Source organism: uncultured Umboniibacter sp. (assembly GCF_947497555.1).
In the GTDB taxonomy this organism is placed as follows: Bacteria; Pseudomonadota; Gammaproteobacteria; order Pseudomonadales; family DSM-25080; genus Umboniibacter.
The window spans coordinates 1-14,382 of record NZ_CANMGY010000002.1 but is presented as its reverse complement, the minus strand read 5'-3'; the positions used below and the strand labels follow the sequence as shown (position 1 = coordinate 14,382).

Below are 14,382 nucleotides of genomic sequence, written 5' to 3'. Positions count from 1 at the left end.
TGCTCTTGCTGTAAGGATACTTGCGATGGAAAAGGACTGGGTTTCAAAGCTAAGCTGTCAAATTGGTACTCATCAACTGGTAGTCAAATGGCACCGTGGCCTCGGTTCTATGTCGCTCTCCATGGATGGAGATGTTTTATCTAGTCAGCGGATATCAAAACTCGCACATCGGCCATGTCTAAGAGACTTTGAGATTTCAGGTCATCAAATAACCGTTGAGGTTGGTGCCGTGATTCAAGAGGGAACCTTGCTTGTTCGTATCTACGCCGAGGGCGAGAAAAGAATCGAGCAATCCATCTCTGCTCAAGAGACCTATAATATCCGTCTTAATAATCTAGACGAAGTGAACGCTCAACATCCGACTTTCTCAGAAACGATTCACTACGGACTGATTTTCTTTACCAGTCTTTTCATCTCAGCGCTAATAATGACGTTCTTCTTTGAACTTGCAGGGATGCTGGACTTCGACAAACCATTTGAGTCCATTCTTTTCGCCAGCCTGTTGAGTTTAATAACTCTGGTGGCGATCCCTCGATTGCCTATCCTTAGAAGAATCTATGACCCCAATAGGATGGCGAGATTGAATCAACTACACCAATTCTCGAATCGTACTCATTGAAATGTTGTTTAAAACTTATGAGTACGATTGGCAGTTCCTAGGGGGCGGCCATTGTTCGTAGGCTGAGGGGATTGGTAGGCCTAAAGATCAACTGTTATTTCAGTATGCAGGAGCAGTCGCGAATAAGGACTCACGACTTTTAGACTACTCTCCAAGGCTCACTTAGTAGCGAAACTTCCTGATACACTCGACTTGAGAAGTCACATTGAGCTTTCTATAAATCGCGGAAAGGTGTCTTCTTACCGTGTTCAATGCTACCTGAAGTCGACTTGCGATTAGGGCAGGGCGATCTCCTTGAAGTAAGCACTCTAAGACTTCTATTTCACGCTGTGTGAGTCCAGCAATCGATATGACATTAGTATGTTTGTCACTATCGCTATCGCAGTCTGAAGGTTGAGTCGTGATATCGCGAATCGTTTCAATAGATTGTTCTAAAACCTGTCGTAATTGAATGTCATCGTAGAGACGCTGACGAAGAATCTTAAGGTTGACTGAGACTTGAGCGAGTGAAGCTAATTGCTCTGTTGGAAGCGGACTTTCGATAGCAAGGGCGCGCATAATGATATCCTTTTGAATTAGTAAACGTCCGATAAAGGCTTGGACCGAACCTGATTTGTATCCATACAAATTTCTATTATGTGTGAAGCAAAAAAGCGCCGTAGAGTAATGAATGTTGTACTAATTTTGGCATTACCTACTGCATCTGCTATCCCGAGTATGATCTAAAAATAATTGCTTTGGAGGACGATAAAATCGTCAGCTAGCTCACCTTTGCGGCGGCAATCAGATCACACTTTTCTAACTCGAGATTCCCGTTAGGGACAGTTACTATTTCATAGATTGATAGCTATTGGCATACGATAATTGTTGTAGTGTTATTTTGATCGCAAACGACACTATATATAGTGATTTTCTCGGTTATGAGCATGATTTTTGGTATTTTTTCAAAATCAACGCCTTTTACGCTACACTTCGCCGAAATAGGTATTTTCTTACTTTTTGGCGAGCATAGAGTTTATGAAATTGTCACGCTTTGGCGCACGTATTACCGGTCAATCGGGTATCAGCGATCTAATGAATGATTTGGGTGATGCGTTAGCGAATAAACCTGAGATGATTATGATGGGTGGGGGTAACCCCGGTCATATTCCTGAGGTCAGTGATTGTATCCAACAGCTTCTTCAAAACGTTGCCAACGATGCCGCGTTAACTCACGCAACAGTAGGAGTTTATGATCAACCAGCGGGTGATCACGCATTTCGTGAGAAGCTCGCGACCTATTTGTCGAATAAATTGGGGACGGTGATTGAGAGTGACCAAATTGTAGTCACCAATGGCACTCAGACTTCGTTGTTCATGTTATTTAATCTGTTTGCAGGTCCTGGAGAGGACAACGTTAATCGTAAGGTACTTTTACCGATGTTGCCCGAATACATTGGTTACGCGGATACCGGGATTGAGTCAGCGCTATTCCACGCACTGGCACCGAAGGTTGAGTCCGCTGGGGCACACCGGTTTCGTTATCGTCCCGACTTTGATGAACTCTCGATTTTGGACGACATTGGCGCCGTCTGCGTTTCTCGGCCAGGTAACCCCACGGGGAATATTATTTCGACGCCAGATCTAGAACAACTTGATGATTATGCTAAATCTTGGGGCGTTCCTCTTATTATCGATGGTGCTTACGGGCTTCCGTTTCCAAACTTAATCTACCGCGAGAGCAAGGTATATTTTAGCGAGAATACGATTCTAACGCTCAGTCTGTCTAAGTTGGGACTTCCAGCAGTCCGTACGGGAATTGTGGTAGCTCCCAAGGCTATAGCCAAGCGACTTGCTACAATGAATGCAATTATGAGTCTCGCGCCAGCTAGTCTGGGTCAAACTCTGGTTAGCCCACTGCTCCAGGACGGAAAGCTCGACGAGTTATGCGATAAGCATGTTCGGCCACACTACCTCGCCAAGCGAAATGCGCTACTCGCAGCGGCAGATAAGTATTTTCAGGTGCACGATGTTGACTATGAAATACACGAAGCAGATGGCGCCATGTTCCTCTGGATCCACTTTCCTTCGTTACGAATTAGTTCACAGGCACTCTATGAAATACTCCGTGAACGGGAAGTGTTAGTAGTGAGCGGACACTACTTTTTCTTTGGAACAAATGAACCAGGACCGCATTCTGATCGTTGTATCCGTGTGACTTATTCGCAAAATAGCGATAAGGTACTAGCTGGAATAGAAATCATAGCGAAAACGGTAGCTGAGTTTGCTTGATCAGTAAGCTGCTACTTCAAAAAACCATAATAAGGGCACTGCCCAATCCAAATATTTTGGAACTGACTTAACGGAGTCTTCATGAATTCAACAGATTCGTCTAATGACGCTTTCTTTGGCCATCCCAAGGGGCTAAAAACATTATTCTTCACTGAGATGTGGGAGCGCATGAGTTACTACGGTATGCGCGCGCTCCTCGTTCTCTTTATGACCCTTTCTCTCCAGGAGGGTGGTCTGGGTATCACTGTCGCAATGGCTACTGCCATTTACGGTCTATATACCGGTTTTGTCTATTTGGCCGGTTTACCCGGTGGGTGGATTGCCGATCGTCTAATCGGCGGCCAGAATGCAATCTGGTATGGCGGCATTATTATTATGTTCGGCCACATCAGTTTGGCGATTCCGGGTGATACGACTTTCTTTCTCGGTCTAATTCTTGTGGTGCTAGGTACTGGGCTATTGAAGCCAAATATCACCGCCGCAGTTGGCCAGCTTTACAAGTCAAATGATCCGCGTATGGAAAGCGGTTATGCGCTTTACTACATGGGCATCAACCTAGGTTCCATTGGTGGGTATATAATTTGTGGCTGGTTGTACGAAGCTGATTCCTTTGGTCCTCACTGGGCATTTGGCGCCGCGGCTATCGGGATGGCAATAGGCCTATTACAGTTCAAGTTCACTCGCACTAATTTGGGTGAAGTAGGTTTAAAGCCAATTTCTCCGTTGACCGAGAAAGGACGTCAAACCGCGTGGACGGTTATTAGCCTTTTGTTATTAACGATTGCGGTGGTAACGGTTCTTGCGCTCACTGGTATGATTACCCTTGATCCTACGCCCATTGCTCAAGCCTCAGCAATTATTTTTACCCTGCTGTTCATCGGCTTCTTCGGGAAGGTGTTCTTTTTCGGTAAGTTGAACGCGCTGGAAAAGAAAAGCATGCTTGCGCTTCTGTTAGTCTGTGTTGCCTCAGCCTGTTTTTGGTCTGGGTTTGAGCAAGCGGGTTCGTCGCTCAACCTCTTTGCGCAGCAGATTGTTGATCGTCAGCTTGGGTCATTTGAAATTCCAACCGCTTGGTTCCAGTTTGTTAACCCGTTCTTTATTATTATCTTGAGTCCATTTTTTGCAGCACTTTGGATTAATCTCGGTAAGCGGATGACAACGCCTGGGTTTGGTCTAAAGACCGGTGCCGGCATCTTGATCATGGCCTCTGGTTTCATCGTGATGTACTTCGCGGCGCAACTTGCGGCGGCAGAACTCCGTGTTGCGCCATATTGGCTGGTTGCTACCTACTTCTTGCACACGGTTGGTGAGCTTTGCTTGAGCCCTATTGCCCTTGCAGCGGTATCACGTTTATCGCCGAAGCGTTTCGCGGGTCAAATGATGGGTGTATTTGTACTGACCTATTCAATTGGTAACATCATTGCAGGCTTGCTAGCCGGTGGTTTTGATCCTGAAAACGTTCAGGAGCTGCCAGCATTGTTTATGAACGTAGCGCAGATTAGCTTGGTCTTTGGTGTCGTGATCCTGTTGATTGGTTATAAGACTCGAAAGTGGGAAGTTAGCCACGACTAACAGCTCAACATTGTTGGTTAGGTTTAAGCAGGGCATCTAAGTATTTAGATGCCCTTTTTTTGTCTAGGTAGGACACGTCATTGTTGTGATGGGTGTAATACGACTAAACTTACTAAGTGATAATAAGTATTGAGCGTGAGCTCACCTAACAATAACTGGGGTAGGGAATGACGAGTCATATTACCACTGCGCTTGAAGACGGTGTTCTAACCATTAACTTCAATCGAGCTGAAAAGAAGAATGCAATTACCGCTGACATGTATCGCGCGATGTCCGACGCCATGCACCGAGCCGAAGCGGATCCTCAAGTCCGTGTGATTCTTTGGTCTTCCACAAGTGACAACTTTAGTTCTGGTAATGATCTGGCAGATTTCATTGCCAATCCAAGTATGGATGAGCAGGCGCCCGTGAGTGTGTTTCTCCGCTCGTTGGCAGAGGGTACGGTGCCGATGGTTAGCGCAGTTCCTGGGCTAGCAGTGGGGATTGGTTCAACGCTACTTCTTCACTGCGATTTCAATATGCTCGGTGAGAGCGCTCGTCTAAAGATGCCGTTTACGGATCTAGGCTTGGTTCCCGAAGCTGGATCTTCGTTACTTTTACCTTTGATCGTGGGTTATCAGCGCGCCGCTAAAATTGCTCTATTGGGTGATATTCTGGATGCTCAGCAGGCGCTAGCCTTCGGCTTAGCGCATGAGGTTGTCGCCGACTCTGAACTTTCTGCCGAGGCTATGAAGTTAGCTCAGCGCGTAGCGGATAAGCCAAAAACTGCGCTAAGAGCGTCAAGGAAGCTATTGCGCCCAGCCCCAGAAGCACTTTTAAAGACGATGGCTGAAGAGTCCGCTCACTTCTCTGTAGGATTGAATTCTGCGGCAGGAAAGGAAGCGTTTACGGCTTTCTTTGAGCGTCGAGCACCGAATTTTAGGGCCTGCGACTAGCCGCTTAGCTAGCGTGCTACGAAGAGCTTTGCTCGAACAGTACGCCGGTATTCACTCGGGGACAGTCCAAGCTGTCTCCGAAACAACTGAGCAAAGAAGCTCACATCCTGATAGCCAACGTTAAATGAGACGTCACCGATAGCTAGGTTGGAGTGTCTCAGCAATTGCTTAGCCTGTTCAATACGGCACTTTTGTACAAACTGGTTGGGCGTCATCTGTACCGCATTCCTAAACCGACGTGAAAACGTTCGTGGACTCATCTCTAATCGTTGCACGATAGCGGTCAAAATTTCTGGATGCTGTAAATTTTCCCTAATCCAATGCTGTGCTAATGCAACCTCTTCGTCTTTATGGGCTGAGTCCCCCTGAATGAAGGCGATCTCCTGAAAGGGGCGGCGAATTTCGTGGCTGAAATTACGTTGCACCCAATGTGCTGTCTCGGCATCATAGAGTTCAGATATCAAGTGGACAGTTAGATCTGCTAGTGAATTTACGGAGCCCGCGCAATAGCTCTGCTTAGCAACCGTGACGAAATAATCACGCTTGAGATCAACATGGGGGTAGCGACTAGCGAAGTGATCGAAGTAGTGCCAGTGGGTGGTAGCAGGTTGGTGATCCAACAAACCGAATTCAGCGAGTAAATAGGTTCCCGTTGAGACCGAGCAAAAGCGTGTGCCCGCTAAATACCATTGGGTAATACACTCGCGCAACGGGGCTAGCTCCTTCAGCATTGGTAAGGGGCTGCGCCAAGTAGACGGGACATACACGAGTTGTGGTCGGTCTAAAGTTTCTAGTGCTGGGCCGTCGATCATGAACCCGGCTTGACTGGTTACTGGTCGTCCCAATGGGGTGGCTGTCGTCACTTTGAGTTGCTTCCGACCATGGGCTTTGGCGAAATCGTTAGCGGCCGTCAGCATTTCACTGGGAAGGCTAATAGAAGAACTTAGGGCATTCTGAGTTGCTAATAGCACAATGTCGTTCATTTTGACCTTTTTGCCCCTATCGGTGTCTGTAATGCCATATTATTGTATCGTAAATTTTTCTAAACTAGCAGCATATATTTTATGACTGATTAGTTCTGGAGAATAATATGAAAGCGATGCCAGTTGTTGTGGGATTCGGAGGTGTGAATGCCGCAGGTAGATCGACTTTTCATTTAGGTTATCGTCGATTGGTGGAAGAGGCGCTGCCAGCTGATAAGCGCAGTGAGATGATTACCGCGCTGGCGGCACTTAGTGGTATGTCGTCTGACGCTTACCCGTCAGCCGAAGCGTTTGAATCAGCCGTGCTTGAAAACTCGCTGATTCGAAAAATTGGTGCGGAACATTTCGATGTCGATAGCGCGCCGGGCATGAAGCGCGTAAAGCTTTGTACTGCTAAGCAAGCTATTGAATTCACCATGAAAAAGCGCGATCTTCCGGCTCAGCTTCCCGCAAGTTGGACGGTAATAGGTGAGGACAAAGAGGGTGTTCGCCTGAGTGCCAGTGACCTCAATGCGCTCCTACCCACTTCACGCAAGATGGCAGTTTCAACAGCGGGAACGGTGCCTAGTGGCTTTGATCCGGCGACGCGATACAGTTCTCGCCACCATCCTCGCGGTTTACAGCTCAACATGTTTGCAGCATCGGATGCGTTACAGTCGGTAGGTATCGCCTGGTCTGAGATCATGAGCCATATCAATCCCGATCAAGTCTCGGTCTATTCCGGATCAGCAATGGCGCAGCTAGATGATGCGGGTGCCGGGGGGCTGCTTAAGTCGCGTTGGCAGGGCGACAGAGCCTCCTCTAAGCAGTGTCCATTGGGTTTAATAGAAATGCCTGCGGACTTCGTTAATGCCTATCTCTTAGGATCGGTTGGCTCAACCGGTGCAGCTGTCGGCGCCTGTGCGAGTTTTCTCTACAACCTAAACTTGGCAATTGAAGATATTAAAGAAGGCCGGGCTAAAGTCGCTTTCGTTGGCAATGCCGAGGCGCCCGTTAATCCAGAGGTTATTGAAGGCTATGCGGCCATGAGTGCGCTGGCAACTGATGATAATCTCTGTAAGCTAGACAGCTCATCAGAGCCTAATCACCGCCGAGCTTCTCGTCCGTTTGCCGATAACTGTGGTTTTACGATTGCTGAAGGAGCACAGTACGCCGTGTTAATGGCTGATTCCCTCGCGCTTGAACTCGGGGCGAATATTCATGCTTCAACGCCAGCGGTGTATGTGAATGCTGATGGTTTTAAAAAATCTATTTCCGCTCCAGGCATTGGTAACTACCTGACATTAGCTAAGTCCGTTGCATTTGCGCGTTCGCTATTGGGGCAGGAATCCGTTGAACAACGTTCCTTTGTTCAAGCTCATGGCTCTAGCACGCCTGCCAACCGCGTAACCGAATCAATTATCTTCGAACGCGTTGCAAAGGCCTTTGGCATAGCTAACTGGCCGATCACGGCCATGAAGTCGTATCTAGGCCACTCTTTAGGTGTTGCTTCAGGTGATCAGCTGATGGCCACGCTTGGCGTTTGGGCTGATGGTATTATTCCGCGAATTAACAATGTCAGCGAGATCGCTGACGACGTATATCAGGAGAATCTTGACTACGTTATTGCTCATCGAAATGTTGGCGTGGAAGGCATTGACGTTGCCTTCCTAAATGCCAAGGGGTTTGGTGGCAACAATGCGAGTGGAGTTGTGGTGTCTCCCGCTAAAACGATGGCGTTGCTCGAGTCGCGTTACGGTGCCGAGAAGTTGTCGCAGTGGCGATCGAAGAACCAAGCTGTCGCCGCGAAGAGTGAAGCGTATAAACAGCAGATTCTTGCCGGCGAAGACGTCACGCAATATTCATTTGGAGAGCATGTTGTAATGGATGAAGCGGTCGAGATTTCGTCGTTGAGCCTCTCGATTGATTCCTATGCTTCAGCTGTTTCGCTGGAGATAGAAAATCCCTACTAAGTCATCCTTTGATGATTATTTTCTACACAGTTTAGCTCGATCTCATCGAGCTAAACGCTACCTCTTCCGTTCTTTTGGGCGATTTCTCGCTCATTTAAAATAAATACTGTAAAAAATATCGAACACTTGTTAGATTATTATTCCAAATAATAAAACATGGAGCGTGAAGTGTCTGAAGAAGTTGGTAAACGATTACGATTAATTCGCCAGCAGCGAGGTTGGTCCCAAAGAGAGCTCGCTAAACGCGCAAAAGTAACGAATAGTACCATTTCTTTAATCGAGCAGGGACGAGTTAGTCCGTCAATCGCCTCTTTGAAGAAGGTGCTCGATGGCTTGCCAATGTCGCTCGCCGAGTTCTTCTCAGTTGAGTCAAATGATGGCGATAAAGTGTTCTTTGCTGCCGATGAAATGACTGAAGTAGGCTCTGGTGATATTAGCTACCGGCTGCTGGGTGCCTCCATTGAAGGTCGGTCTATGCAGGTGATGTTCGAAACTTACCCACCCGAGGCTGATACGGGTGATGAGATGATCTCACACAACGGTGAAGAGGGTGGCATTGTGGTTGAAGGTGAAATGGAGCTGACGGTAGATGGCAACACGAGAGTACTGAAACCCGGTGACGGTTATTACTTTGATAGCCGCCTTCCGCATCGCTTTCGCAACCCGAGTGATAAACCCTGTAAAGTGGTTTCTGCTAACAATCCGCCGAGTTTCTAAAGGCCTTTCCGCGGTTTAATAGGTGGTCCCTAGTCAAACACAAAAAAATGGCCAATCGATTAATCGGTTGGCCATTTTTGTAGCGGTTTACGACAGCGCTAATTAGGCGTGACGAAGATACCAGTCATATTCTTGCATGGTGATGAACTCGTGGAACTTTTGACGTTCAGCAAGTTTAATCTGCAAGAATACATGACAGAATTCGCTTCCCAGTATCTTGGGTAATAACTCCGCTTCCTCGAAGCGCTGAATGGCAGCATCCCAGGTAAGTGGTAGAGTCGGCTCGAATTCTTTATAGGCATTTACCTGGGTAACGGGACCGGGTTCGAGTTGCTGAGTGATACCAAGATAAATACCCGATAATAGGCTGGCTAGGTAAATATAAGGATTCGCATCAGCGCCCGCTACTCGGCACTCTACACGCTTGGCTGAATCTGGCCCAGCAGGGATGCGCATGGCGACCGTCCGGTTGTTGAATCCCCAGCTTGGATGCAGAGGTGTGTAGCATTCCGGGCTAAATCTGCGGTAACTGTTTGCGCCAGGCGCAGCAAGAAGCATTCCTTCCTCCATCGTAGCCGATAGGCCACCGATGGCGTGGCGAAGCATTTCGTTACCTAGATCCTGGCCGTTGGCGAATACATTGTTCCCAGCTTCGTCATAAAGACTGATGTGCATGTGGAAACCGTTACCGGAGAGGTCCGCGAAAGGTTTTGGCATGAACGTCGCATCGAAATCATGCTGAAGTGCTACGGCCTTGATGAGACGCTTTAATTCTATTGCGTGATTACAGGCTTGAATTAGATCGTCACTGTGATGAAGATTAATCTCGAATTGACCGGGTGCATACTCTGCAATGGCTGTATCGGCAGGAATATTCTGTGCGACCGCCGCAACCTTCACATCTCGTAAGAACGCCGCATAGTCATCAAGTTCGGCAATGCCGTACACTTGAGTGTTTTTATCACGAGCGCCTGTAACAGGGGAGATAGGTGGCAACGGACGGCCGTCCTCATCGCGCTTTCGATCCAGTAAGAAGAATTCAAGTTCAGGTGCGATAATTGGCGTTAACTTTAATTCTTTGAATTGGTCAATAACCTTTTGCAGAACACCATGCGAAGTGTAGCTCAGGGCACAGCCTTCTTCGTCTACCATGTAGGCAAGTACTTGTGCTGCAGGTTCGTCTGCCCAAGGTACTATCTTCAGAGAGCCCGCCACGGGAAGGCAAGGGCAGTCAATATCTCCCGTGCGAATACCGAGATCAGTTCCATCAGTGGTATCCCCTTCGATATCGCTCGCAAAGGTAGAGCGGGGCATTAGAATGCCAGACTTATAGAGTTTGGTGATGGCATTGCGGTCTAGGCGTTTGCCGCGGAGAATACCATTAAGGTCAACTAGAATAACATCAAACTGATTAACATCAGGATTAGCCTCTAGAAAGGCATTTAATTCAGGTAACAATTGCATGATGAGCTATCGCCTACTAAGTTTCAGTGTTTTAAGGCCTGTACATTAACTGAGATGACCAGACTGTTCAATATTTAAAACACTGTTTGTGCGATACACAACATCCGTTTATGTTTTGCTACGAACTTATTTTAGGGTTAAGAAAATCGTTCAGTGACCAGAGGGTCACAAAAAATAGCATAAAGTAATTCAAACAGGTGTTTGAATTATATAGACTGATGCGACAATCACCGCTAGGAATGCGATTCTCTAGCGATAATAATGAGGGATAAGTAGGTATGTATAAAGGTAATACGCTAACCGTAAGCGCTATTGAACCGGGCCTCTACGAGCTTTGTTTCGATAATCAATCCGACTCCGTCAATAAATTCGACGCTGCAACGATCACCGAGCTAGCTGAAGCTGGTGCTCTACTCAAAGACTCCGACGCAAAGGGACTCATTGTAACCAGTGGGAAACCCGTCTTCGTAGTGGGTGCAGATATCACTGAATTCAAAGGGAATTTCGCCCTCGATGATGCGGCGTTTACGGCCAATATTGGCGGCGCAAACGCCTGTTTCAACCAACTTGAAGACTTACCAATGCCTACCGTATGTGCCATTAATGGCTTTGCGTTAGGCGGTGGTCTCGAAGTGACTCTCGCCTGTGACTTCCGTGTCATGAGTACCGCCGCGAAAGTGGGCTTACCCGAAACTAAGCTGGGTATTTTTCCAGGTTTCGGTGGTACGGTTCGTATGCCACGCCTGGTTGGCGCAGATAACGCTATTGAGTGGATTGCTGGCGGTAAGGAATATCGCGCCGATGCAGCACTCGCTACGGGTGTGGTAGATGCCGTTGTGGCACCAGAAAACCTCCGTGAATCAAGTTTGAATTTGCTGAAACAGCTCGTCTCAGGAGAGATCGCTTACAAGGCCCGCCGTGAGCAGAAGAAAGCTCCACTGCAGCTTAATGATATCGAGATGTTGATGTCGTTCTTCACCTGCAAAGCAATGGTCCAGCAACAGGCAGGTCGTAATTACCCGTCACCCGTTGCAGCGATTGAAGCCATGGAGCAAAGTGCTAAGCTTGGTCGTGACGATGCCTTGAAGATTGAGACTCAGCACTTCATCCGTATGGCGCGAACTTTTCAGTCTAAAGCGTTAATTGGTATCTTCCTCAATGATCAGCTAGTTAGTAAGAAAGCCAAGACGATTGCGAAGGGTGCAGCAGATGTTCAGAAAGCTGCAGTGCTGGGCGCGGGCATCATGGGCGGCGGTATCGCTTATCAGTCGGCGTTAAAAGGTACGCCGATTGTGATGAAGGATATTAATCAAGCGGGTATCGATCTTGGTCTTTCTGAGGCAAGTAAACTACTGTCTAAGCGCGTTAAGCGCGGCAGAATGACGGCCGATAAAATGGCTGAAGTACTCAGCCGTATCAATCCGGCGCTTAGCTATGAAGAGCTGAGTGATGTGGACATGATCGTTGAGGCAGTGGTCGAGAATCCTAAGGTTAAGCATGCGGTCCTCAAGGAAGTTGAGACAAAAGTCGCAGCGGATACCATTATTACGTCAAATACTTCAACTATCTCTATTGATTACCTAGCCGAAGCGCTAGAGCGTCCAGAAAACTTCTGTGGCATGCACTTCTTTAATCCGGTTCCGTTGATGCCGCTAGTGGAAGTTATTCGCGGCGCTAAAACCTCAGATACGGCAGTCGCTAAGACAGTAGCTTACGCCAACGCGTTAGGTAAAAAGGCAATTGTGGTTAACGATTGCCCTGGCTTCTTCGTCAACCGTGTCCTTTTCCCGTACTTCGGCGGGTTTGCGTTGTTACTCCGTGACGGTGCAGATTTCGCAGCGGTAGATAAGGTGATGGAGCGTTGGGGGTGGCCAATGGGTCCCGCCTACTTGAGTGATGTGGTTGGTCTCGATACGGCGGCGCACGCCGCTGATGTGCTTGAAGCCGGATTCCCTGACCGTATGGCTCAGTTTGAAGGCTTGGCAACTAACGTGCTATTCAAAGCAGAGCGTTATGGTCAGAAGAATGGCAAGGGCTTCTACAACTATGAAGCTGACAAGCGCGGTAAAGTCCAAAAGGTTGCTACCACCGAGAGTTACGAGCTCATCGCACCTCACTGTGCCGAGCGTACTGAGTTCGAAGCCGATGAGGTCATCGCTCGTATGATGGTGCCAATGGTCATCGAAGTTCAGCGTTGCCTCGAGGAGGGTATTATTGCCTCCGCCGCTGAAGCTGATATGGCGTTGGTCTACGGCGTTGGTTTCCCTCCTTTCCGCGGCGGCGTATTCCGCTACGTTGATGAGATGGGAATGGCAAACTTCGTAACGATGGCGGATTCGCTTAAACACTTGGGTGTACCGTACGAAGTCACAGATAAAATGCGCGAAATGGCCGCCAATGGCGAGTCGTACTACGGATAATTGGGAGCGTTAAAAAATGAGTTTAAATGCAAGAGATGCAGTAATTGTTGATTTTATCCGTACCCCAATGGGGCGTTCAAAGAACGGATCCTTTCGCAACCTTCGAGCGGATACGTTATCTGCTCGACTAATGGACGGTATTGTTGCCCGCAACGCGGCAATGGATCCGGCTCTAATTGATGACATCATCTGGGGTTGTGTTAACCAGACGAAAGAGCAGGGCTGGAACGTAGCTCGCTTCGCTCAGTTGTTGAGTTCAGTTCCGTTTACGGTGCCAGCACAGACTGTAAGTCGTCTGTGTGGTTCGTCAATGTCGGCATTGCATACCGCGGTAGCGAATATTCAGGCGGATGTAGGCGATGTCTACCTCATCGGTGGGGTTGAGCATATGGGTCACCTACCTATGGATCATGGTGTTGATCCAAACCCATCGGTGTCAATTAAAGCGGCAAAGGCCGCGGGCATGATGGGGATGACGGCTGAGTATCTCGCTCTGATGCATGGTATTGGCCGTGAGCAGCAGGATGAGTTTGGCGCTCGTTCACATCGCTTGGCTCATGAAGCCACCCTCGCTGGGCGTTTCGATAATGAAATCTTGGCAATGGAAGCGCACGATGCTAACGGCGGTCTTTACATGATGAAGCATGATGAGACTATTCGCCCTGACACTACTGCTGAATCATTAGCCGGTTTAAAGCCAGCGTTTAATCCACGCGGCGGAACCGTCACGGCGGGTACCTCGTCACAGATCACTGATGGCGCATCGGCGATGTTAGTCATGTCTGCTGCTAAGGCTAAAGCGCTTGGGTTGCCGATTCGGGCTAAGGTACGTCAGCTAGGACTTGCTGGTGTTGACCCTTCAATTATGGGTTACGGTCCAGTACCAGCAACTCAGAAGGCGCTTAAGCGCGCTGGTTTAACTATTGATGATGTAGACGTGGTTGAACTTAATGAAGCGTTCGCGGCCCAGGCTCTACCTGTCCTCAAAGACCTGAACTTGCTTGATAAAATGGATGAGAAGGTCAATTTGAATGGTGGTGCTATTGCGCTGGGTCACCCGTTTGGCTGTTCAGGCGCTCGTATTACGGGAACCTTGCTGAATGTAATGGAACAGAAGGATGCAACCATTGGTGTTTCCACCATGTGTATTGGTCTTGGCCAAGGTATTGCGACGGTGATCGAACGCGTTTAGTACCATTCTAGTTTTTATGCTGCTTTACCGGGACTAAGTCCCGGTTTTTTTTATTAGGTGCTTGAAAACATAGCAATTGAACAAGCCATTGAAAATAATGAAAAAATTGCTTGGCAAAAGCGAATTTATCCTTATAATTCCGCCTCGTTAACATCGAAAGCGTAGTGGAACATTTTGCGCTGGGGATGTGGTGAAATTGGTATACACGCCAGATTTAGGTTCTGGTGCCGCGAGGCGTGAGAGTTCGAGTCTCTCCA

General features: G+C 48.1%; 11 protein-coding genes. 8 read left to right on the top strand and 3 right to left on the bottom strand.

Translation table 11 applies throughout. The features are described 5' to 3' along the window. Positions 1-25: 25 nt before the first annotated feature. Positions 26-619, top strand: coding sequence for a hypothetical protein (locus Q0698_RS02835; protein WP_298633538.1), 594 nt, complete (start codon positions 26-28; stop codon positions 617-619). Between the two features lie 162 nt (positions 620-781). Here Q0698_RS02835 and Q0698_RS02830 read toward each other — a convergent pair whose 3' ends face one another. Continuing rightward, the gene (locus Q0698_RS02830) at positions 782-1,177 is read right to left on the bottom strand and encodes a helix-turn-helix transcriptional regulator (protein WP_298633536.1); all 396 of its coding nucleotides are present in this window, start codon (positions 1,175-1,177) and stop codon (positions 782-784) included. Positions 1,178-1,636: 459 nt separating this feature from the next. Between Q0698_RS02830 and Q0698_RS02825 the strand changes: the two genes are divergently transcribed. From Q0698_RS02825 to Q0698_RS02815, 3 genes are all read left to right on the top strand, one after another. After that, positions 1,637-2,890 (top strand): valine--pyruvate transaminase, encoded by a 1,254-nt coding sequence (locus Q0698_RS02825; protein ID WP_298633534.1) that lies wholly within the window; start codon positions 1,637-1,639, stop codon positions 2,888-2,890. An 81-nt stretch (positions 2,891-2,971) separates the two neighbouring features. Continuing rightward, positions 2,972-4,462, top strand: coding sequence for a peptide MFS transporter (locus Q0698_RS02820; protein ID WP_298633532.1), 1,491 nt, complete (start codon positions 2,972-2,974; stop codon positions 4,460-4,462). Positions 4,463-4,629: 167 nt separating this feature from the next. Then, positions 4,630-5,397 carry an enoyl-CoA hydratase gene (locus Q0698_RS02815; RefSeq protein WP_298633530.1) on the top strand — a complete coding sequence of 256 codons (768 nt, stop codon included), beginning with the start codon at positions 4,630-4,632 and terminating at the stop codon, positions 5,395-5,397. Between the two features lie 8 nt (positions 5,398-5,405). Here Q0698_RS02815 and Q0698_RS02810 read toward each other — a convergent pair whose 3' ends face one another. After that, on the bottom strand, positions 5,406-6,380 hold the full coding sequence (locus Q0698_RS02810) for a helix-turn-helix domain-containing protein (protein WP_298633528.1): 975 nt from the start codon (positions 6,378-6,380) through the stop codon (positions 5,406-5,408). 107 nt (positions 6,381-6,487) lie between these two features. Between Q0698_RS02810 and Q0698_RS02805 the strand changes: the two genes are divergently transcribed. Then, complete coding sequence (locus Q0698_RS02805; protein WP_298633526.1) at positions 6,488-8,332, top strand: beta-ketoacyl synthase; 1,845 nt, start codon at positions 6,488-6,490, stop codon at positions 8,330-8,332. Positions 8,333-8,500: 168 nt separating this feature from the next. Next, the gene (locus Q0698_RS02800; RefSeq protein ID WP_298633524.1) at positions 8,501-9,049 is read left to right on the top strand and encodes a cupin domain-containing protein; all 549 of its coding nucleotides are present in this window, start codon (positions 8,501-8,503) and stop codon (positions 9,047-9,049) included. A 102-nt stretch (positions 9,050-9,151) separates the two neighbouring features. Here the strand turns inward: Q0698_RS02800 and Q0698_RS02795 are convergent, their stop codons facing one another. After that, positions 9,152-10,513 carry a glutamine synthetase family protein gene (locus tag Q0698_RS02795; protein WP_298633522.1) on the bottom strand — a complete coding sequence of 454 codons (1,362 nt, stop codon included), beginning with the start codon at positions 10,511-10,513 and terminating at the stop codon, positions 9,152-9,154. Positions 10,514-10,791: 278 nt separating this feature from the next. Here Q0698_RS02795 and fadB point away from each other — a divergent pair, with 278 nt between their 5' ends. Then, positions 10,792-12,933 (top strand): fatty acid oxidation complex subunit alpha FadB, encoded by a 2,142-nt coding sequence (gene fadB, locus Q0698_RS02790; protein WP_298633521.1) that lies wholly within the window; start codon positions 10,792-10,794, stop codon positions 12,931-12,933. A 16-nt stretch (positions 12,934-12,949) separates the two neighbouring features. After that, entirely contained in the window at positions 12,950-14,125 is a 1,176-nt protein-coding gene (gene fadA / locus Q0698_RS02785; RefSeq protein WP_298633519.1) for an acetyl-CoA C-acyltransferase FadA, read from the top strand. Positions 14,126-14,382 lie beyond the last annotated feature (257 nt).

Bases quoted from the DNA above. Each gene is read 5' to 3' on its own strand.
- Q0698_RS02825 (WP_298633534.1), top strand. From the start codon at position 1,637: ATGAAATTGTCACGCTTTGGCGCACGTATTACCGGTCAATCGGGTATC.
- Q0698_RS02805 (WP_298633526.1), top strand. From the start codon at position 6,488: ATGAAAGCGATGCCAGTTGTTGTGGGATTCGGAGGTGTGAATGCCGCA.
- Q0698_RS02830 (WP_298633536.1), bottom strand. From the start codon at position 1,177: ATGCGCGCCCTTGCTATCGAAAGTCCGCTTCCAACAGAGCAATTAGCT.
- Q0698_RS02795 (WP_298633522.1), bottom strand. From the start codon at position 10,513: ATGCAATTGTTACCTGAATTAAATGCCTTTCTAGAGGCTAATCCTGAT.
- Q0698_RS02820 (WP_298633532.1), top strand. From the start codon at position 2,972: ATGAATTCAACAGATTCGTCTAATGACGCTTTCTTTGGCCATCCCAAG.
- fadA (WP_298633519.1), top strand. From the start codon at position 12,950: ATGAGTTTAAATGCAAGAGATGCAGTAATTGTTGATTTTATCCGTACC.
- fadB (WP_298633521.1), top strand. From the start codon at position 10,792: ATGTATAAAGGTAATACGCTAACCGTAAGCGCTATTGAACCGGGCCTC.
- Q0698_RS02810 (WP_298633528.1), bottom strand. From the start codon at position 6,380: ATGAACGACATTGTGCTATTAGCAACTCAGAATGCCCTAAGTTCTTCT.
- Q0698_RS02815 (WP_298633530.1), top strand. From the start codon at position 4,630: ATGACGAGTCATATTACCACTGCGCTTGAAGACGGTGTTCTAACCATT.
- Q0698_RS02835 (WP_298633538.1), top strand. From the start codon at position 26: ATGGAAAAGGACTGGGTTTCAAAGCTAAGCTGTCAAATTGGTACTCAT.